The sequence below is a fragment of the Streptomyces sp. NBC_00094 genome, assembly GCF_026343125.1.
Lineage (GTDB): Bacteria > Actinomycetota > Actinomycetes > Streptomycetales > Streptomycetaceae > Streptomyces.
The window spans coordinates 828,821-848,840 of record NZ_JAPEMB010000001.1; the positions used below are offsets into that span (position 1 = coordinate 828,821).

General features: G+C 70.6%; 13 protein-coding genes and 4 pseudogenes. 7 read left to right on the plus strand and 10 right to left on the minus strand.

The genetic code is table 11. From position 1 onward, the window contains the following. The first annotated feature begins 82 nt into the window (after positions 1-82). Entirely contained in the window at positions 83-1,099 is a 1,017-nt protein-coding gene (locus tag OG580_RS03540; RefSeq protein ID WP_267047879.1) for an SIS domain-containing protein, read from the plus strand. 220 nt (positions 1,100-1,319) lie between these two features. Here OG580_RS03540 and OG580_RS03545 read toward each other — a convergent pair. Both OG580_RS03545 and OG580_RS03550 read right to left on the minus strand, forming a co-directional pair. Further along, positions 1,320-2,012: pseudogene (locus tag OG580_RS03545) on the minus strand (chitosanase); the annotation flags it as partial. A gap of 117 nt (positions 2,013-2,129) precedes the next feature. Beyond that, a pseudogene (locus tag OG580_RS03550) lies at positions 2,130-2,543 on the minus strand (discoidin domain-containing protein); the annotation flags it as partial. A gap of 361 nt (positions 2,544-2,904) precedes the next feature. On the opposite strand from OG580_RS03550, the pseudogene OG580_RS03555 reads away from it, so the two are divergent. After that, positions 2,905-3,271, plus strand: a pseudogene (locus OG580_RS03555) (transposase family protein); the annotation flags it as partial. Positions 3,272-3,275: 4 nt separating this feature from the next. On the opposite strand, the gene OG580_RS03560 reads toward OG580_RS03555, so the two are convergent. After that, entirely contained in the window at positions 3,276-4,175 is a 900-nt protein-coding gene (locus tag OG580_RS03560; RefSeq protein WP_267042164.1) for an IS5 family transposase, read from the minus strand. 578 nt (positions 4,176-4,753) lie between these two features. Then, a pseudogene (locus OG580_RS03565) lies at positions 4,754-5,036 on the minus strand (transposase); the annotation flags it as partial. A 433-nt stretch (positions 5,037-5,469) separates the two neighbouring features. Here OG580_RS03565 and OG580_RS03570 point away from each other — a divergent pair. Beyond that, positions 5,470-6,639, plus strand: a complete 1,170-nt coding sequence (locus OG580_RS03570; RefSeq protein ID WP_267047880.1) for a type III PLP-dependent enzyme — start codon at positions 5,470-5,472, stop codon at positions 6,637-6,639. Next, entirely contained in the window at positions 6,636-7,283 is a 648-nt protein-coding gene (locus tag OG580_RS03575) for a GNAT family N-acetyltransferase (protein WP_267042165.1), read from the plus strand. The genes OG580_RS03570 and OG580_RS03575 overlap by 4 nt, the downstream gene beginning before the upstream one ends. 163 nt (positions 7,284-7,446) lie before the next feature. On the opposite strand, the gene OG580_RS03580 is transcribed toward OG580_RS03575, so the two are convergent. Together OG580_RS03580 and OG580_RS03585 are read right to left on the minus strand one after the other, a co-directional pair. Beyond that, on the minus strand, positions 7,447-8,787 hold the full coding sequence (locus tag OG580_RS03580; protein WP_267042166.1) for a glutamine synthetase family protein: 1,341 nt from the start codon (positions 8,785-8,787) through the stop codon (positions 7,447-7,449). A 226-nt stretch (positions 8,788-9,013) separates the two neighbouring features. Then, positions 9,014-10,048, minus strand: coding sequence for a 3-oxoacyl-ACP synthase III family protein (locus tag OG580_RS03585; RefSeq protein ID WP_267042167.1), 1,035 nt, complete (start codon positions 10,046-10,048; stop codon positions 9,014-9,016). A gap of 323 nt (positions 10,049-10,371) precedes the next feature. On the opposite strand from OG580_RS03585, the gene OG580_RS03590 reads away from it, so the two are divergent. Next, a complete protein-coding gene (locus OG580_RS03590) occupies positions 10,372-11,424 on the plus strand; it encodes an alpha/beta hydrolase (RefSeq protein ID WP_323182549.1) in 1,053 nt (350 codons plus the stop codon). Between the two features lie 54 nt (positions 11,425-11,478). On the opposite strand, the gene OG580_RS03595 is transcribed toward OG580_RS03590, so the two are convergent. From OG580_RS03595 to OG580_RS03610, 4 genes are read right to left on the minus strand one after another with little or no spacing between them, the layout of a single operon-like run. Next, positions 11,479-12,270, minus strand: coding sequence for an ABC transporter ATP-binding protein (locus tag OG580_RS03595; protein ID WP_267042168.1), 792 nt, complete (start codon positions 12,268-12,270; stop codon positions 11,479-11,481). Further along, positions 12,267-14,132 carry a dipeptide/oligopeptide/nickel ABC transporter permease/ATP-binding protein gene (locus OG580_RS03600; RefSeq protein WP_267042169.1) on the minus strand — a complete coding sequence of 622 codons (1,866 nt, stop codon included), beginning with the start codon at positions 14,130-14,132 and terminating at the stop codon, positions 12,267-12,269. Before OG580_RS03600 ends, OG580_RS03595 begins: the two co-directional genes overlap by 4 nt. Positions 14,133-14,134: 2 nt before the next feature. Next, positions 14,135-15,103: an ABC transporter permease gene (locus tag OG580_RS03605; protein WP_267042170.1), complete on the minus strand. Its 969-nt coding sequence runs from the start codon at positions 15,101-15,103 to the stop codon at positions 14,135-14,137. A 13-nt stretch (positions 15,104-15,116) separates the two neighbouring features. Next, a complete protein-coding gene (locus tag OG580_RS03610; protein ID WP_267042171.1) occupies positions 15,117-16,700 on the minus strand; it encodes an ABC transporter substrate-binding protein in 1,584 nt (527 codons plus the stop codon). 394 nt (positions 16,701-17,094) lie between these two features. On the opposite strand from OG580_RS03610, the gene OG580_RS03615 reads away from it, so the two are divergent. Together OG580_RS03615 and OG580_RS03620 are read left to right on the plus strand one after the other, a co-directional pair. Further along, positions 17,095-17,427 carry a DUF5132 domain-containing protein gene (locus tag OG580_RS03615; RefSeq protein ID WP_267042172.1) on the plus strand — a complete coding sequence of 111 codons (333 nt, stop codon included), beginning with the start codon at positions 17,095-17,097 and terminating at the stop codon, positions 17,425-17,427. A 231-nt stretch (positions 17,428-17,658) separates the two neighbouring features. After that, a complete protein-coding gene (locus OG580_RS03620; RefSeq protein WP_267042173.1) occupies positions 17,659-19,929 on the plus strand; it encodes an ABC transporter ATP-binding protein/permease in 2,271 nt (756 codons plus the stop codon). Positions 19,930-20,020: the final 91 nt, after the last annotated feature.

Sequence of the window (20,020 nt, forward strand, 5' to 3'; positions counted from 1 at the left end):
TGGAACAAACCGTCCTGAACATCACTGCCTGGAGGCACCCAAGTTGACCCTCTCATCCGTGGACGTCGTCCCGGGCCGCTTGATGGCCCAGGAGCTGGCCGAGCAGCCGGACGTGCTGCAGCGCGTTCTGGACGACGGGACCCCGCGGATCAACGCGGTCGCGGCGGAGATCGTCGCTCGCGGACCTCGCTTCGTCCTGTTCACCGCGCGCGGCACCTCGGACAACGCCGCGCTCTACGGCAAGTACCTCGTCGAGGTCATGCTGGGCAAGCCGGCCGGCCTGTCCTCGATGTCGACGACAACGGTGTACGGAGCCCGGTCGGACCTGACCGGCTGCCTCGTCGTCACGGTCAGCCAGTCCGGCGGCTCGCCGGACCTGGTGGCCGCCGCCGAAGCCGCCCGCGAGGCCGGCGCGATCACGCTCGCCGTCACCAACACCCCGGGATCCCCTCTCGCAGCCGTCTGCGAGTACCACCTGGACGTTCTCGCCGGACCGGAACTCGCCCTGCCGGCCACCAAGACCTACACGGCCGAGCTGCTGACGCTCTATCTGCTGGTACGGGCACTGTCCGGGGTCGACGGCGCGTCGAGCGCGAGAGACATTCCGGCCTTGGCGCACACGGTTCTGAGCGGGAGCCTCGGCGGGCTCGCGGAGCGGTACCGGAACGCGGGCAGCCTCCTGCTCACCTCGCGCGGGTTCGCCTACCCCACGGCGCGCGAGGCCGCTCTCAAGCTGATGGAGACGAGCTACATTCCCAGTCTCGCCTTCTCGGGCGCCGACCTGATGCACGGGCCGCTGGCCATGGTGGACCGTGACACACCCGTGATCGCCGTGGTGCCCGGTGGGGCCGGCGGCACCGCCCTCCAGCCGGTGCTCGACCGACTGCGGGGGTGCGGCGCCGACCTGACCGTCATCGGGAACCCTGACCACGTGTCCGCGGTCGGTCGGGGCTTCGCCCTCCCGGACGGGGTACCGGAGGAACTGCAGCCGCTCCTCCAGATCCTGCCGCTCCAGCGGCTCGCCTACGAGCTGGCGATCGCCCGCGGTGTGGACCCGGATGCGCCGCGCGCTCTGGCGAAGGTGACCGAAACCCACTGAACGCCACGACGGGGCCGCCAGGCGATGCGCCTGGCGACCCCGTCGTCGTGTTCACGCACCACGCGGTGCGTCGGCGGCCCGGACCGCAGGCGCACCACGGAGGGGTCCGGACCGCAGACGCGACGCGGAGAGGTCCGGGCCGCAGACGCGCCGGATCGTCGGAGGCCTGCCCTCTCGGGCCTCCGACGATCCGGCAGTCAGCGTTCCGTGCGCCTGCCGACTACTGCGTGATCGAGAACGACTCGCCGTAGACGCTCCAGGAGAGCGGAGTGTTGAGGTCGAGGTTGTTCTCGTTCAGGAACCTGCGCTGGGCGGTACTGACCCGGGTGGTGTCGCTGTGGGCCTCTTCCGTACGCATCTCCTCCTCGCGGGCGTCGAGGAAGGCGTTCAGGTAGGTCTTCTCGTTCCCGCCCTGCGACGGCGGGACGGCGCGGGAGAGAGCGACCGCGCGGATGGAACGGAAGCCCGCCTCGCCGTGCATGACGGCCGCGTCGTAGTAGGCGAACTGGCCGAGGGCGCGCAGGCCGTCCTGCTTGGCTTGGGAGACCGCGGGGTTGAAGTAGACCCGGTCGCGCTCCTGCTCCTGCGTCTGCTGGAACACCGGGTCCTGCGCGGCCTCGTGCCAGGCGTCCTGGAAACCGGGGTCCAAGCCCTCGTGCGAGTCGGTGCCGTCCACCGCTCGCAGGGCAGGCAGGTAGGAGGCCAGCGGGTTGTCCGGGTCCTTGGCGGTGTAGCGCTCGACCAGGTCGAGCATGTCGCCCGTACCGGAGCAGAAACCGATGATGCCGGCGGTGTAGCCGCGACCGTCGGCGATGTCCTCGATGTAGGTGAACTGGGCGCGCCAGTCGAGGGAGGAGTTCTCGAAGGAGGACACCAGTTTCATGGCGACCTCCTTCTTGGCCGCGTTGTCGAGGTTCGTGCCGGTGGACGGCGGCGGGGTGGTCGGGCCGCCGCTGCCATAGGCCTCGACCTCCCAGAGCGAGTACCCGTACGCGGTGCCCCGCTGGGTGCCGAAGACACGGAGGTAGCGGCCGGTGCCGTTGACCGTGAGGTCGTCGGTACCGCCGTCGCCGGCAGTGGTGGTGTAGATCTGACGCCAGGTGGAGCCGTCGTCGGACAGTTCGACGCGGTAGGCCTTGGCGTAGGCGGCCTCCCACTTCAGGACCACGCGGTTGACGGCCGTGCCCGCGCCGAGGTCGATCCGTATCCACTGGTTGTCGACGCCCTCGGCGCTGGCCCAGCGGGTCGAGGTCGAGCCGTCGAGGGCCTTGGCGCCGCCGAAGGTGCTCGCCTCCGTGGAGGAGACGGTGACCGGCTTGTTGAGGGCGAGGTTACCGGCTGCGGCGGTGGCGGGCGTGAGGGTGATCAGGGTGGGCAGCAGGGCGCCCGCGACGACGGCAGCTCCGGCGGCAACCGCACGGCGGTGATTCCTCTTCAGGGACATGACGCTCCTCTGTTGAGACGGGAGATCGGTCGGTGTTGTTGGTTCGGCTTAGGGGGTGGCAACGCACTTGTAAGTTAGGAAAGTTTTCTAACTTACGATCCTGAAGGCTAGGGCGAGAGAAAGGCGCGGCGCAATACTTCTGCGCGTCGGAGGGGTCGGTCGGCGTCTACTTCCTGCTCGCGATGCGCGACGCGCTCGCGGGACCGCCGGCCCGGCCGACGGCGTCCGCCCAGTGAGCCTTGTCAGCGTGGCCACCGATCGGGTGACTGCGGCGGGTTGCGGGGACAGCCGCAACGCACGAGGCTCCCGCGCCGTTGGGGGGAGGTGTTCGAAGTCTCAACCCGTCGGCGCAGGAGCCTCGTTGGTTCCCTATCCTGCCGCACTCGACCTGCCGCACGCTCTGGTCGAGTGGGTCACCATGCTCAACGTCACCCGCGAGGGTGACCGGCGCTGCAAGCTGCGACCGCACCAGCGCGCACTGGTCGCGCTGGTGTACCTGCGCCGTCACGACAGCCTCGCCCGCATCGCGGCCGGCTTCGGAATATCTGTCGGCACCGCACACACCTACGTCACAGCCGTCGTCGGCTTGCTCGCCGACCGATCCCGGGGCCTGCTTAAAGGCCCTGCGCGAAAGCGACCCGGACTTCGTGCTGCTGGACGGGAGCCTCGCCGAAGTCGACTGCGTCGGCGACAGCCGCGCGGACTGCTCGGTCAAGCACCAACGCCAGTAAGTCAACGGATCAGGCAGTGGGATTGATGTGCCGACAAGGCCTCAGGCCGCCGCGGAGCAGGAACCCGCGCCGGTGCCGGGCTCGATCGTGCCACCCTGGTGCGAAGGGTTGCCCGTGACGGTGCTTGCGCCGGACTACCAGCGGATTCCGGGCGTGCCAGACGTCGACTCATCCGCGTGACCATCGACCACTGGACCACCACCGCGCTGGAAGCGGGCAGAGTCTCGTAATCCCTGGCCAGACGGCGGGAGTTCATCAGCCACGCGAACGTGCGCTCCGCCACCCAGCGTCTGGGGAATACCACGAACCCTGTCATGTCGTCGGTGCGCTTGACGATCTCCAAGGTCAGGGCGAGTTTGTCCCGGCACCAGCCGACAAGACCGCCGGTGTAGCCGCCGTCGGCCCAGACGAGGGTGATGTCGCGGTGCAGGCGGTGCAGGCGGTGCAGCCGGGTCCGCAGTCCCACCGCGGCGTCCCGGTCGCCGATGTTCGCGGCGGTGACCGCGGCGATCAGGAGCAGACCGAGTGTGTCGGTCACGATGTGCCGTTTGCGGCCCGGCACCTTCTTCCCGCCGTCGTAGCCGCGTGAGGATGTTGGCACCGTCGCGGCGGCCCGCACCGACTGCACGTCGGTGATCCCCGCCGTGGGCTCGGCCTCAGGGCGTTCGCGTTCACGGACCTTCCCGCGCAGCCGGTCGTGGAACTCGTTGATCAGCCCGTGCTCGCGCCGGCGGCAGAAGGAGGCGTGGACCCGGCCCCAGCCGGGGAAGTCCGCAGGCATCGCCCGCCACGAGATCCCGCCCGCGACCTGGTAGCGGATCGCGTCCAGCATCTGGCGATGGCAGTAGCCCTCGGGCTGCCCGCCCCGCCCCTGAAGCCAGGCCGGCACCGGCAGTACCAAACCAGCACGGGAGTCAGCACCGCACCACCAAAACGTGCCCGATCAGTGCAACCGGACAGCCTCTCTCCCGGCCCCTCTCGGGCCTTCGGCAGGGTCGCAACAGCAGGCCATGGAGGCCGGGCGCACACGACCCATCCGAACTATGATGTCCCACCACATACGACCCTGACCTGCGTCTTCCTACGGTGTGGCGACACCGAATCGTCCCCGCACTTGCCTGGAAGTGGTGTACAAGGGACACGGACGTGCTCGCTTCGGCTGGCCGTAGCCCTGATGGCATGCGCCGAGGACAGTCACTGATCGTGACGCAATCGACCCTTCGTAGCGATCGAGCCCCGCGCAAGCCGGCGGCTACACCGCAGGCCGCGCCCGCAGGCTCAACCCGGCCCAGGAGGAAGGCACCCGAGCCTCGCCGCCGGACGTGGGCCAGCCGAGAGAACCCAGGGCATAGGCCAGTCGAACCCCTCGTCGAGAGCGTCCGCAGGCCGGTGCCAGGCGATCACCGCATGGCGTTCCCGCCCCTCAGCCGCCGGCCGCGGCAGCCTCCTCGGAAGGAATCGGAAGGAAGTCGAAGGCGAGTCCGGATCCCTGGGCACCTCGATGGACCCGGCCCGCGCCATGCCATGCTCGAACATCGCAGCCGGCGACATCCGCAGCCCCGGCAGGCCCGAATCCACCAGACCGGCATGGGGCGGCAGCGGTAGATCACGGCTGTCCGCTCCCGGATCACCGCCTCCAACTCGTCGAGGAAGAACGCATCGCCTTCCGGATCCTCGCCGCGCGAATGATTGTCGGGCCCTTGTAGCCGGGCAGGGCCTCCAGGAGCCCTTCACGCAGCGTGCGGAAGAACCGCTCCACCGGGCAGGACCACGCCATGCGCGAGGAGAAGGTCCGTCGCGATGTCGCCCGCAACGAGACCTCTCGACCCGCCGCTTCAACCCGCTCGCCGCCGACGAAAGCCGAGGCCTCCTCCCCGTTCGAGCGCGATCTCAATGACGCGATGGCGCAGGGAGCGCGGCGAGAAGAAAAGCCGGTCAGGCGTCATAACCGACCTTCGCCCGTCTCGTTTCCCCTGTGGATGCCAGCAAGTCCTTGGCATCGATCATCCCATCGGATTGGAAGTTCACACGTGAGGCCTCAGGCCACCGACACGCGTCATATCGCCGAGCAGCGCCGGACGGCCGACCGTAGCAGCATCGGCCACCGCACCCTGACCGCGTCGGCCACAGTGCACGAGCCCACCGCCTGCCACCCCGGCCGGCACGGCCGTCTCGGCCCGCACGACCGTCCTGCCCTGCGCGCCGCCCTCGCCGCCGCCGCCGAGGACGTCATCATCTACGACCTGGACGGCATCGGTCGCCAGTACACCGCTCTGTGCGCCGAACTGCCTGGTGTCGTCATCCGGTTCGCGATGAAGGCCTGCTCCGTGGGCGAGGTGCTCGACCACCTCGCCCGCCTCGGTTCCGGCTTCGACGCGGCCAGCCCGCAGGAGATCGCCGAGGCACTGCGCACCGGGGTGGCCCCCGAATCGATCCACTACGGCAACACCGTCAAGTCCGACCGCAACATCGCCGAGGCCTACCGGCTGGGCGTGCGCGACTTCGCCACCGACAGCGTGGAGGACGTCGCCGCGATCGCCGAACACGCCCCTGAGTCGCGGGTGTTCTGCCGGATCGCGACGACCGGCGACGGCGCGTTGTGGGGCCTGAGCCATAAGTTCGGCTGTTCACCCGAGGATGCCCTGCGGGTGCTCGGTGCCGCCCGGGCCGCCGGGCTGGTGCCCTCTGGTCTGTCTGTGCACGTCGGCTCCCAGCAGATGACAGCCGAGGCCTGGGGTGAGGCGATCGAGACACTGGCCGCCTTACTGGAGAAGCTCAACCGTCACGGCGTCGTTCCGGACCGGATCAACCTCGGTGGTGGGCTGCCCGCCCTCGGTGTCCTCGACCGGCGCGGCCGGCCACTGGAACCACCGCTGGACAAGATGTTCACGGTGATCCGCGAAGGCATGGAACGGCTGCGCGCCGTCAATGCCGCTCCGCTGAACTTCCTGCTGGAGCCCGGCCGTCACCTGGTCGCCGACCACGGCGCGATCCGTGCCCACGTCGCCCGGCTCACCTCCCGCCATCGGCTCGACGGCACTCGTGAGGACTGGCTCTACCTCAGCTGCGGTAAGTTCAACGGCCTTTACGAGATGGACCAGTTGCAGTACCGGCTGGAGTTCCCGACCCGCCCCGGCGGGCAGTTCGTCAACGCCGTGGTGGCCGGTCCGACCTGTGACAGTGACGACGCGTACGCACAGGACGGCATGGTGCGGGTCCCGCGCACGATCGCGTCCGGCGACCCGGTCTGGGTCCACTCCTGCGGTGCGTACGCCGCCGCCTACGCCTCCCAGGGGTTCAACGGCTTCTCGCCGCTGCCGTACACCTGCATCGGCGGCCCGGCTCCGGAAGGAGACGGCGCATGACCGACACCCGGATCCGGCTGCTCCAGGAGGACGACTGGGACGAGTTGGTGACGTTGGAGGAACGCGCCTACGCGGCGAGCGGCCTGTCCGAGGGAGAGGCGGCGCTGCGCTCCCGGTACCGCGCCTCGCCCTCGACCTGCTTCGTGTTGGAGCACGCGGGCGGCTTCGGTGGCTACCTGCTCGCACTGCCGTACCCGCTCTTCCGCTGCCCGGACCTGAGCCTGGCCGAGGAAGGCGCGGCGCAAGGGAGCAACCTGCACCTCCACGACCTGGTGATCGCCGAGCGGGCGCGCGGTCGGGGTCTGGCTCACCGGATGCAAGAGCACCTGGAAGAGACCGGACGGGCAGCTACCTACCAGACACTCTCTCTGGTCGCCGTGAACGGCTCGCAAGTGCTGTGGACCACGCTGGGCTACCGCACCCAGCCCGGGATCGGGCTGCCCGCGAGCTACGGCGCCGAGGCGGTCTACATGACGAAGCCCCTGGAAATCGCTGTCACGAGCCGCCTCTCGGGTTCTCTTCCAGAGCCGAAGCGGGCTGACGCGGATGTTCCCGTCCCCGGCGTGTTCCGCCGATCCCGACCGGCCACCAGGGCGCTGTCCTTCCTCTCCGGGTTCCCGTACGCCACCAGGGCTTCCGGGTAACCGTCGCACATCTCGAACGACTGGGCGCACCATGGGCAACCGGGTGCGCCGGGCCACCTGTCGGTCCGAAGCAGCACTGGGCTGCGGCAGGCCCGGCGCGCCTGGCGCGCCTGGCGATCATCTGCCGAGCCGTCGGACCCTGGGCCGTTGCGTGATTCGCGCGTCAATACCGCCAGCGCGCCGCCTCGATGACGTACGCGTCGGTATGCGTCGCGAACAGCTCTGCCTCCGCCCGCCGGACGGCAAGCACGGCTTCGTACAGTTCGGCGCCGAGTGCCTGTCGAAGCAGAGTGGACTTCTCGTACGCGTCGGTCGTCTCCGGCAGGCTCGCCGGGAGGCGTTCGACGCTGCCGAGGGCGGCGGGGTCGCTCCGGGTCTCGGGGGGCAGGGGCAGGCCGGCGTCGAGACCGGCGAGTCCGGCGGCCAGCACGCCACCGATCACCAGATACGGGTTGGCGGTGGCGTCGAAGCACTTGAACTCGGCGTTGGCCTGCCCGGCGGTGGAGCCGGCGATCAGGCGCAGCGCCGCCTCACGGTTCTCCAGGCCCCAGCAGCGGTAGGCCCCGGCAAAGCGGGAGGGGACCAGGCGCAGGTAAGAGGCGACGCTGGGAGCGCCGAGGGCGAGCAGAGCGGGCAACTCGGTCAGTACGCCCGCGAAGAAGTGCTCGGCGTCAGGGTGCAACCCGTGGCGGCCGGTGCCGCCGTGTCCGAGGTTTCGGCCCTGTCGCCAGAGGCTGAGGTGCAGGTGGCCACCGTTGCCGATCTCACCCTCGGTGAAGACAGGCGCGTACGAGACACGGAGACCGTGCCGGGCGGATACGGCCCGGATGGTATGGCGCACCAGCATCGTGGTGTCGGCCGCCTCGACCGGCCCCTCGGCGGCCACCGAGACCTCGAACTGGCCGGCAGCGTACTCGGGGTGGAGCTGCAGCACGTCCAGTCCTTGCCCGGTGAGGGCGCGCAGCACCTCCCGCAGGTAGTCGGAGTGCTCGATGAAGCGGGTCATCCCATACCCGGGCCCGACCGTTGCGGGGTTTCCGGCGGCATCGGCCACCACCCACTCGATCTCGATCCCGGCGCGCACCGAGAGCCCGCGCCGCTCGACGGCCTCGGTAGCCCGGCGGGCGAAGCCGCGCTGGCAGCCGGGGTGCGGGGTGCCGTCCTGGGCGTACCGGTCGGCCGGGGCCCAGGCCCAGCCGGGCTGTGCGGCGAGCGGGGTGAGCCGGTCGAGGTCGGGGACGAGCCGCAGGTCGCCCATCGGGCCGGCACTCGAAGGCGCGGTGGTGAAAGAGTCGTCCATCAGGGAGACGTCGAAGCAGGGTAGGGCGCCGACACCGTACTGGGCGGCGTGTTCGAGCTGGGCGAGCGGGACGGATTTCACCCTGGTGAGCCCGGCGTTGTCGACCCAGCCGAACACCACCCCGTCGATTCCGTCGGTAGCGAGCTGGGCTTCGGCTGCCCGGGCCTGTGCGGCCCGTTCGGCCCGGGAGCGTGTGGTGGTCATGCCACCCATGCTGATGCTCGCGACAGCGGGTGCGTCAGGAATTGCCGAGAGTTCACTCGTCCGTGAACGGACAGAGCAGAGACGAGCCACGGGACGGAAAGCGACCGTGGAACACAGCGCCTTCCCTGTGCCCAGGGGTTCGCATTCCGGAGGCTCGCGTCGGCCGGGATCGACGGGGTTCGAGGTTCGACAATCCACCTCGGGGCATATCAGTTCCGTGGATCGGTCAGGCGTGCCGGAGGCAGAGGGTTCCCCACTGGAAGCCTGCGCCGATCCCGGACAACACGTAGGTGTCTCCCGGGAGGAGGGAGCCCTCGGCGACGGTGGTGTGCAGTGCGGTGAACAGTCCTGCCGATCCGGTGTTGCCCAGTCGGTCGATGGTGATGGGTGCCCGCTCGCGGGGAACGCCCAGGGCGGCCATGGCCTCCGTGAGGATGTTCACGTTGGCCTGGTGCAGGAAGAAGTACCGGACCTGGTCGATCGGCACGCCGGCGCGGTCGGCGGCGCTGGTGATGCTCTCGGGCAGGCGTGTGGTCGCGGCGTTCCAGACGGCGCGGCCGTCCATGGACATGTAGTGGTCTCCGGCGGCGACGGTGGCGCTGCTGGCGGGCAGCCGGGAGCCTCCGGCGGGGATCTGGACATCGTAGGAAAGCTGGGAGCCCAGGCTGTAGGAGAGCAGGCCCGCTCCAGGGGTGTCGGCACGGGTGAGGACGACGGCCGCGGCGGCGTCCCCGAAGAAGACACCGGTGGTCCGGTCGGTGGGATCGGTGACCCTGGAGGCGCAGTCGGCCGCGAGGAGCAGGACGGTGCTGACGGAGGGGTTCTGCAGGAGGTGGGCGGCGATCAGCATGGCCTGGACGCCGGAGGCGCAGGCGGCTTGGGTGACGTCCAGGGACAGAGCGCGGTGGGCACCGAGGGCGTCTTTGACGATCAGTGCGGTCGACACGAGCGGCTGGTCCCCCGTGTAGGTGGCGACGATGACCGCGTCCAGTTGTGCGGGCTCGATGCCGGCGGCGTCCAGAGCCGGGTGGGCGGCCGCGATACACATATCGGAGGTCGCCAGATGCGGCTCCAGACGGCGGCGTTCGCGGATGCCGGTACGGCTGGTGATCCATTCATCGCTGGTGTCCAGAGTGCGGGTGAGCTCCTGATTGGTGACGACCGTCGGTGGCAGGTGCATCCCTGTTCCGGCGACGGCGAACGGCACGGGCAGGCCGGCACCGGTCTGGTGGAACAGGGTCCGATCCAGGGCGACGGTCACTCGGCGGTGCTCCCCTCGGGCGCGTTCGGGGTACCTCGAAGAATTCCCATATTCCGTCCTCGATATCGGTTTACGAATGCCCGGCACTGCCAGGTCCGTCGTATTGCAACGCCGCCGCAGCATCTCACGGGGCACGGATCTGAAGTTCGCCCTTTAATCAATAAGAGTGCAGAAAGATACGACTGCTTGACGTCGCATTACTGGAAAGGCTTCGCCGTGCTCTGAGTGGGCGGGGGGCGGATACTGGCCGTGATCGATTTTCGAATACCTGCGCGGAGGGGCCGATGCGACGGGACCGGCGGGACGGACGAGTTGCGGATTCCTTGCTCGCGCTGTTGAGCCGGGACTGGATCGGGGTGCCGGTCGCGGTACTGATGGCGGGGGCGGGCGGAGGGCTGGCCGGAGCGGGGGCGGGGTGGGCGACGGTGCTCGGTGCCCTGGTCATGGCTGTCGGTGTGCTGCTGGCGGTGGGAGCCGTTCGTCACCTGGTGCTGATGGCCCGCGAGCGGCGGGAGAACCCGCCGCCGGGGCGGCTGGTCGATGTGGGCGGCCACAGGATGCACCTCCTCGCCGAGGGAGAGGCCGGGAGCGGGCCGACGGTGGTCTGGATGCCCGGCGGGCACGCCCCCGGGGAGGACTTCCGGGAACTGCACACGATGCTGTCGGCCGGAGCCCGGTCGGTGCTGATCGACCGGTTCGGTTCGGGCTGGAGCGATGTCGGGACCTTCCCGAGAACGACGGCGGGTGAGGCGGAGGAGCTTTGGGCAGCGCTGGAGGGAGCAAGGGAGCAGGCGCCCTTCGTGCTCGTCGGTCATTCCTTCGGAGGGTTGCTGGCCGCGAACGCGGCCCGGCGTCGGCCGGATCTGGTGGCCGGTCTCGTCCTGCTCGATCCGACGCCCCCGGAGGTTGTCGCCTTCGCGCCGCGCAGTCGGCAGCTCGCACGGATACGTCGCGGCTTCCTGCTGACGGCGGTGCGGGATCTGTTCGGTGCCCATCGCGGCACCGGGAGCCGGGCCGGGCAGGGCTGCGCCGCAGCGTCGATCTTCGCCGAGTTGTCGCCGTCCGGGCTGGCGAGAGTCGGCTGGGAGACAGTGGTGTACGACGGGGATCTCGGGGACCTGCCGCTGGTGCTGGTGATACCCCGGGATCTCATCGGCGGTGAGGCGGTGCTGGCCGGCGCCGGGGACGCTGCCGAGGCCGAGCGGATCAGCCGCTTCTACCTCCGGAGCAGGATCCGGTATCTGGCGACGTCGACGTCCTCACGACTGGTGCACACACCGGAGGGAACGGGCCACGACTTTCCGCACGAGGTTCCCTCGTTCGTGGTCGGCGTGGTCGGGGACCTGGTGCGGGAACTCCGCGCCACCGCCCCCTGACCATCCCCGCGGAGTCGGGCCCGACCGGGCGTCGGCGGGACGAGGAATCCAGGTTCATAACGGCCTCTCCTCGCCCGGGGACGTGCGCAGGGACGGCACGGAGGCGAGCAGTGTTCGGGTGTACGGGTGCCGCGGTGTGCGCAGGATCGTCTCGGTCGGGGCGGTCTCGACGATCCGGCCGTGCCGCATGACCGCCACGATGTCGGAAACATGGCAGACCGCCGGCAGGTTGTGGCCGATGAACAGCATGGACAGTCCGAGCCGTCGCTGCAGTTCGCGGATCGTGTTGAGGACGGAGGCCTGCACCGAGACGTCGAGCGCCGAGGTGATCTCGTCGGCGATCAGCAGGCCGGGGTCGACGGCCAGGGCGCGGGCGAGGGAGACCCGCTGGCGCTGGCCGCCGGACAGCTGCCGCGGCAGGCGATCGGCGAGCCGTGGCTCCAAGCCGACGAGGCCGAGCAGTTCGGTGACGCGCTCGGCGCGGGCGGTCCTGTCGAGTCGGCGGAAGACCGTGGCGGCTTCGACGAGAGTCTGGCGAACCGTCATCCGGGGGTCGAGCGCGGTGTCCGGGTCCTGGAGGACGACCTGGACACGGCGGCCGAGCCGACGCCGGTCGCGGACGGTGCGGGTGCGGACCTCCTGGCCGTCGATCAGGACCCGGCCACCCTGCACGGGGACGAGGCCGACGATCGCGCCGGCCAGGCTGGATTTTCCGGAGCCGGACTCCCCCACCAGACCGAGCGTGGTGCCGGACGGAATCTCCAGCGAGACACCGTCCACGGCGGCGAGGGAGCCGCGGGGGCCGGGGTGGCGGACGGTGAGGTCGGTCACCTGAAGGGTGGTCATGACGCGGTCACCGTCTCCAGGACCCCTGCCACCGGTGCCGGATGCCAGCAGGCGACCCGGTGGTCGGCATCAAGGTCCTCCAGTGGTGGAGCCTGCTCGGCGCAGCGGTCCTGGCGTCGCGGGCAGCGGGGCTCGAACGGGCATCCTGGTGCGAGTGCGAGCGGGTCGGGCGGTGCGCCCTCGATCGTCGGCAGCGGTCGGCCGCGGTCGGCGTCGAGGTTCGGCACCGAGGCGACCAGGGCCTGGGTGTAGGGGTGCTGGGCGCCGTCGGCGAGGCGGTCGGCGGGCAGGGCCTCGACGATGGTGCCCGCGTACATCACCAGCACCCGTTCGCAGAACTCGCCCACGAGGGCGATGTCGTGGCTGATGAACAGGATCGCGGCGGAGGTGTCCCGCCGGATGTCCGTGAGCAGCCGGGTGATCTGGCGCTGCACCGTGACGTCGAGCGCGGTGGTCGGTTCGTCGGCGATGATCAGCCCCGGTCGCACCATCAGCCCGGATGCGACCATCACGCGCTGGCGCTGGCCGCCGGAGAGCTGGTAGGGACGTGAACGCAGCAGTGCCGGGGGCAGGGCAACCTGGCGCAGGGCGTCGGCAGCCTCCGCAGCGGCCTGTGCCCGGCTCGCACCTCGGTGGGCCCGGACGGCCTCGGTGAGCTGGGTGCCGATCCGCAGGGACGGGTTGAGCGCCGAGGCCGGGTTCTGGAAGATCACCGACAGGCCTGTCGCAAGGTGCCGGTCCCGCTCCTTCAACGTCAGGGCTGCGAGGTCGGCTCCGAGCAGGCGGAGAGTGCGCCGGGACACCCGGGCACCGTACGGGAGCAGGTCGGCGATGGCGAGCGCGGTGAGCGACTTGCCCGACCCCGACTCGCCGACGAGTCCGACGATCTCCCCCGGCCGCAGCGAGAGGCACACACCGCGTACCGGCCGGATCGTGCCGTACGGGGTGGGGAGTTCGACCGAGAGGTCTTCGACCTGGAGGACCAGCCCGTCCTCGGCGGGGCCGCTCGGGGTGGGTGCCGGCACGGGTGTGCGCGGCGACGGGCCGCGGCGCGCGACGTTCCCGGCCAGGACCTCGCCGAGCAGCTGGAAGGTCAGGGCCGCGTAGAGGACGGCCAGGCCCGGGGCGAGAGCGGGCAGCGGTTCGGCGTAGATCCGGTCGAGCCCCTGGCTGAGCAGCTGCCCCCAGTCGTAGCCGGGCGGTTGGACGCCCAGGCCGAGGAAACTCAGCCCGGAGAGCGCGACCAGAGCGGTGCCCGCCGCCGTGGTGGTGCTCAGGAGCAGCGGCTCGGCGATGTTGGGCAGGACGTGCCGCCACAGCAGCCGGTGGCGGCGCAGGCCGAGGACCCGGGCCGCGGCCAGGTGGTCGGTTCCGGCGACGCCTGCGGCGAGGGTCTGGGCGAGCCGGGCGAAGCCGGGGACGCCCGCCGCTGCGAGCGCCAGCACCGCCCCGGCGGCGCCGGCACCGAACACGACCGCGAGGAACATCGCGACGAGGAGCGCCGGGAAGGCGAGCAGAAGGTTGATGAGCCCGGCGGTCAGCCGACGGCCGCGCCGGCCGAGGACGGCGGTGCAGGCCCCGAGGAGGACTCCCGCGGTCGCACTGAGCAGTGCCGCCGCCAGCGCGAGCAGCAGGGAGGGCCGGGCGGCCGTCAGGACTCGGGCGAGCAGGTCCCGGCCGAGGTTGTCCGTGCCGATCGGGTGTTCCGCGGAGGGGCCCTGGAGCACGGCCGAGGGGTCCGGGCGGTGTGCTGCCGCCCCCCAGACCAGCGGGCCGAACACTGCGAGCGCGACGAGCGACACCAGCATGGCCGCGGTGGCCCAGGCCATGGGCGAGCGCCGGAGGCCGGATGGAACGTTCATGATCACATCTCCCGGATCGCCGAACGAGGGTCGAGCACGGCGAGCAGCATGTCGACCAGGAGGCCTGTGAGCAGCACGGTGGTGCCCAGCACCAGCACCATGGCCTGTACCACCGGGTAGTCCTGTGCGACCACGGACTGGGCCATGGCGGAGCCGATGCCGGGCCATGCGAAGACCTTCTCGACCAGCACGGTGCCGGCGATCAGGCCAGGCAGCAGGCTCCCGGCGACGGTGAGTGCGGCGGAGGCCATGTTCGGTGCCGCGTGCCGGAGGTAGCGGCGTGCGGAGGACAGCCGTTTGCTCCGGGCGGTGCGCAGGTAGTCCTCGTTCAGCACCTTCAGCGCTTCCACCCGGATGATGCGAAGCAGGACGGCGGTGGGGGCGAGGGAGAGCGCGAGGACGGGCAGGACGAAGGACCCGACGCCCGCCGCACCGGCCACCGGGAGCAGGTTGAGGCCGACGGCCAGCAGCGCGGTGAGTCCGGCGGCGAGGACGAAGTCCGGCACTCCGGTCAGACCGGCGGTGACCGCGACGAACACCAGCTCGGTGCGCGGACGGCGGCCGTCGCGGGTGCGGACTGCCGCCAGCAGACCGCCGGGCAGGGCGACGGCGAGAGTGACCAGGAAGGCGAGGCCGGCGATCTCCAGGGTGGCCGGCAACCGGGTGCGCACCAGCTCCGCGACCGGTGCCCCGGTGACCAGCGAGGTACCGAGGTCGCCGTGCAGGAGGCCGCCGAGGTAGTGCTGGTACTGGGACAGGAAGGGCGTGTCGAGCCCGAGGGCGTGCCTGCGGGCGGCCACCAGGTCGGGGGCGGCGTCGACACCGAGCGCGGCCCGGACCGGATCGCCGGGGATGAGGCGGATCATCGCGAACGACGCGGTGATCACGACCCCGAGGGAGAGGAACAGCCGGAGGCTGCGGCGGCCGAGGAACACCGTCCAGGGGTGACGCAGCAGCTGGGGTAAGGACATGGTGGGCCCCAGGTCACTGGTGGAGGCGGATGCTGGTGGGAACGAGCTGGCCGCCGAAGGTGGTGGCGAAGGTGGTGCGGTAGCCGTACACGCTGCTTCGGCCTTCGGCGATCGGCAGCGCGTCGGCCGAGCGGAAGAGCGCGGCGGCAGCCCGGTTCCAGGTGCCGCATCCGGTCGTGTCGGTCTCCCGGAGGGCCTGGGCGACCAGGGCGTCGTACTCGGGATTGGTCACCCCCGCGAAGTTGAGGCCCTGGGCGGGGGTGGAGCCGGAGAAGAAGGGGATGAAACCGGCCGGCAAGGCGAAACCCGGGGTACTGCCGACCACCACGTCGAAGTCAGCGCTCTGGTACATGGCGTTGACGAGGGCGGGCAGGCTCTCGTTGACCAGGTGGACCTCGGCGCCGAGCGCCGTCCACTCCCGGGCCATCAGCTCGGCTACGGAGGCCAGGGTCGGGCCGAGGTCGGGGCTGGTGATCAGGCGGAGCCGGAGCGGCTGGCCGTCCTTGGTCAGCGGGTCGTCGGCGGAGCGGGTCCAGCCGGCGGAGCGCAGGGCCTCGACGGCGTTCTGCGCGGGCAGGTTGGCGTCGGCGAGGTCGGCGTGGCAGACGGCGCCTTCGGCGCCGAAGTCGGTGGCGGGGATGCCGGTGCCGCCGACGGCGACGTTGGCAAGGCCCCGGCGGTCGAGGGCGGAGACCAGGGCACGGCGCAGCGCCCGGTCGGCGAGTACCCGGCCGGGGCGCTGGTTGAAGAAGGTCAGCCCGACTACGGTCGCCACGTCGGCCGTGGCAAGACCGCGGCCGGTGAGCCGGGCCCGGTCGGGCCCGCTCACGCGCGCGATGTCGATGCCCCCGGTGAGCAGCAGGTTCGCCGCCGTGGAGGTCTGGGGCACCACCGAGATGACGATGTGCGCGGGGAGACCGGGTTCCGTTGTCGTAGCCCCGGCGGGTCCCCAGGAGTAGTCGTCGCGGACGGTGAACTCGTACGGCCCGCCCGGGGTGTAGTGGGTCAGTACGTAGGGGCCGGTCCCCTGGGTGGTGCGGTCCAGTGAATCGGGCCGGTCGAGGCCGGCGGGGCAGACGATCGGCAGCAGGCCGAGAGTGCGGGTGAGGAACGGGAAGGGAGCGGCTGCGGTCGCCGACACCGCGCCGGTCCCGTCGTCGGCGCTCGCGGTGAACGGGACGTTGGGGAGGACGGTCCGGGCACCGGCCAGCTGGTTGGCCGGGTCTCCCGCGTAGGTGAGTGCCCGGGCCACCGCCGAGGCGGTGAGGGGGGTGCCGTCGGAGCAGGTGACGCCCGGGCGGAGGGTGAAGGTGGCCGTGGTGGCCGTGGCCTGCCAGGAGGAGGCCAGGCCGGTGACCAGGGTGCCGTCGGGAGCGAGGTTGACCAAGGAGTCGTAGGCGTAGCGGGCCTGGGAGGCGCCGAAGGTCGAGTACGGGTCAAAACTCGGCGTCTCGCTCGAATCGGCGATCCGGACGGTGCCGTGGTCCACCAGGGGGGTGGTCGTCGAGGAGACGGCGCCACCACCACAGCCGGTCAGCGCGACGGCCGAGGCCGTCAGGGCGGCCGCGAGGGCGACCGTAGGGGGGCGTCGAAGCATGGCGTCATGCTGCCACCCGGGCTTGGCGGTGGTAAGTCAACCAAAGAGTGAGGCGCGGGTGTTCGAATGCCCGGAGATAATGTGGCCAATCTAGGGGTACGTAATCAAGCCATTGCATGAACTCATGTACGAACATGCGGGAATTCAGGTCGCACAGGATGGTCTTGAACACTCACAAGAGTGAACTCAGAGGCATCCATTTGGCCCAGGCGGGCATGGTTCCACTACGGTGATCACGGGATCGGACGGCGCGTTCCGATTTCTGGGAACCCGCTTCGTTAGGTGAATCCCGGATTTCGCGATGGAATGCTTTCACCCACCCGGCTGTGCGCTGCTCCGGTGGTCGCCGTACCCGGGTTCCCTGCCATACCTATCGTGGAGAGGATGGAGCATCATGCTGCCGCCCCTAGTCCCGCCCTTCCTGGTCGGCCTCATCGTCGCGCCGCTGGCCAAACGCCTGCTCAAGCCAGTGGTGAGTGGAGTCGTCAGGGCATCCGTCGGCATCGCGATGGAGGTGAAGAAGGCGGCAGAGGAGGCCGGCGAGAACATTCATGACCTCGCGGCCGAAGTGGCCGCCGACGTCATGGCCGCCCAAATCGCCGCCGGGGAAACCGGAGGACCTTCCGGTGACGGCCAGCGCGCCAATGGGCATGAAACCAAGGGGGAAGCGAGGACCCCTAAGATTCGCACGCCGTCCACCGGTAGCGCCGCCGGAAAGGCGCACTGACGACCCGTAGGAACTCACGGCCGCCGCCAGGCGCGTATGCCGATCGACATTCGGCGGAATGCGCCCGGGCGGCGGCCGTTCGCAGGCCGTTCGGCCGCAGAGATTTGCCGCCTAGAATTTCCCGCTCCGTCGCCGTAATTCCGTCGTGTCCGTGACGGTTTCCGCGACCTCCGCAAACAGGTGATCGTACACATGCCATCGCTACTGGGTGCCGCATCCGGATTCCGCTCCGTGGAATTGGGTGCAAGCCCACGCTCGGTCACACCGGGCCGCCAGCGCTGGGACGTCAAGCTGATTCTCGGACGACCCCGGACGGCCGAGGTCCTCGCCGCTACGCTGCGCCGCATTCCCGGGATCACCGAGGCCCAGGCCAACCCGGTCACCGGCGGGATGCTCATCCGGCATGACGCACGGCTGCGCGCCACGGACATCGGCCGGATCGTCCGCAGAGCCGTCGCCCGGGTTGCGGAGGAACCGACCGGGGTGGGACGTCCGGCACCCGCCCGCCCCGCCCCCGCGCCGGCCCCGCGGGCGGGCAGCGGCCTGGTCGTAGGCCCGGTACTCGCCGTCGGCGGCGGGGTCGCGGCCGGGGTCGCGCTGATCAAGGGGTCGGCGCTGAGCAGGCAGCTCGTGGCCGCGGCTGGCGTTGCCGCCGCGACCGCGGTCGTCCTCCGGAAGGCGTGGCGCGGAACGGTCGACACGTCCCGGGCCGCGGCCGGGCCCGGTGCCGAACGCCACGCCTTGCTGGAGATCGTCGGTCCGCACCGACGCCGCCTCTACCGCGCCGCCGCCCTGTCCGTCGCCTGCCAGGCCGCGGAGATGGCGCTCGGCACCTTCCTCGGATGGACCGGCCTGGTCCTCATCAAGGGCGAGGCAGCTCCGCTGGTCAGCCTCGGCCTGACCACGGCCTCCGCTCAACTGTGGGGCCTGGCCGGGCTGGTGGCCGCCGCCTGTGCCGCGGTGGCGGGCCTTTCCTACGCCTCGACCCTCCAGTGGCGCCGACTGGGCCAGGACATCGAGCACGACTGGCGGGGCCGCACGTACCGACACGTCCAGCACCTCGAACTGGGGCACCTGGAGGGTGAGCGGACCAGCCGGGTGGCCGGCGTGCTCACCAACGACGTCGGCCAGCTAGGCGCCTTCTTCGCCGGCCCGGCCAACGACGTGCTGCAACTCGCGACCAGTCTGGCCCTTTTGGTGCCGGCGTTCCTCCTGCTGGCACCGCAGATCGCCTGGATCGCGTTCCTGCCGATCCCGGTCATCGCCTGGCTGTCGCTGCACCACCAGAAGGAGGCTGCGGCAGAGTACGCCGTCACCGGCGAGTCCCGGGCCAGGCTGGGCAGCCAGGTGATCAACTCGCTGGAAGCCGGCGCGACCGTCAAGAGCTTCTGCACCGAGGACTACGAGGCCGAACGCATCGACGAGCTGAGCGAGGCGGTCCAGGAGAGCAACCGGCAGACCGACCGGAGCACGGGCCGCCACGCCGAGACCATCCGGTCCTGCACCACCGCATCGATGGCAGGCACCCTGCTGATCGGCGGTCGTTCGGTGCTCAACGGCACCCTGCGCTTCGAGGTGTTCAGCCCGCTGATCGGGTTGCCTCAGATGCTGCTGATGCGGATGAGCCGACTCGGCGGCATCGCCGACCAGTACCAGCGCACCCTCGCTTCCTACGACCGGGTCCAGCGGTTGCGCGCCCTGCCCGTCGAGGCCGACGGCGGCGACGGCGACGGCGACGGGACGCTCGACCTCGCCGCGGTGCAGGGCGAGATCGTCCTCGACCGGGTCACCTTCGCCTACCCCGGCCGATCGACGGCACTGAAGGATCTCTCGCTGACCGTCCCGGCCGGGCAGGTGACCGCCCTGGTGGGCGCCACCGGCTCCGGCAAGACGACGATCGCCAGACTGCTGATGCGATTCCAGGACGCCCAGTCCGGAAGGGTGCTGATCGACGGACAAGACATCCGGGGCCTGCGACGACACAGCTTGCGCCACGCCATCGGCTTCGTCGCCCAGGACCCGTTCCTCTTCGACGGCAGCATCGCCGACAACATCCGCTACGGCAGCTTCGACGCCTCGGACGAGGCAGTACTCCAGGCCGCCGCCATGGCCGAGGCGCACAGCTTCATCGCGACGCTGCCGGACGGCTACGACACCCTGATCGGTGAACGCGGTGCCGCGCTCTCCGGCGGCCAGCGGCAGCGGATCGCCCTGGCTCGGGCGATCCTCAAGGACCCGCCGGTCGTGATTCTCGACGAGGCCACCTCCGCGGTGGACAACGAGACCGAGGCCGCCATCCAGCGCACACTGCGCGGCTTCGCGGCCGACCGCACGATGGTCGTCATCGCCCACCGCCTCTCCACGGTCCGCCACGCGGACCGCATCTACGTCATGGACAAGGGCGGCATCGTCGCCGAACAGGGCACCCACAACGAACTCCTGGCCCAGCACGGCCTCTACGCATCTCTCTGGCAGCTCCAGGCCGGCGAACTCGCCGCCTGACCGCAGAAAAGCCGTTCCGCCCGCCGATCGCGTGACACCACCGCGGTCGGCGCGGCCCGGCACGTCCTGCGCGCATGCCCGCCCATACTTC

Coding starts and splice junctions, on each gene's coding strand:
- OG580_RS03540 (WP_267047879.1), top strand. CDS start 83: ATGGCCCAGGAGCTGGCCGAGCAGCCGGACGTGCTGCAGCGCGTTCTG.
- OG580_RS03575 (WP_267042165.1), top strand. CDS start 6,636: ATGACCGACACCCGGATCCGGCTGCTCCAGGAGGACGACTGGGACGAG.
- OG580_RS03580 (WP_267042166.1), bottom strand. CDS start 8,787: ATGACCACCACACGCTCCCGGGCCGAACGGGCCGCACAGGCCCGGGCA.
- OG580_RS03595 (WP_267042168.1), bottom strand. CDS start 12,270: ATGACCACCCTTCAGGTGACCGACCTCACCGTCCGCCACCCCGGCCCC.
- OG580_RS03600 (WP_267042169.1), bottom strand. CDS start 14,132: ATGAACGTTCCATCCGGCCTCCGGCGCTCGCCCATGGCCTGGGCCACC.
- OG580_RS03605 (WP_267042170.1), bottom strand. CDS start 15,103: ATGTCCTTACCCCAGCTGCTGCGTCACCCCTGGACGGTGTTCCTCGGC.
- OG580_RS03610 (WP_267042171.1), bottom strand. CDS start 16,700: ATGCTTCGACGCCCCCCTACGGTCGCCCTCGCGGCCGCCCTGACGGCC.
- OG580_RS03615 (WP_267042172.1), top strand. CDS start 17,095: ATGCTGCCGCCCCTAGTCCCGCCCTTCCTGGTCGGCCTCATCGTCGCG.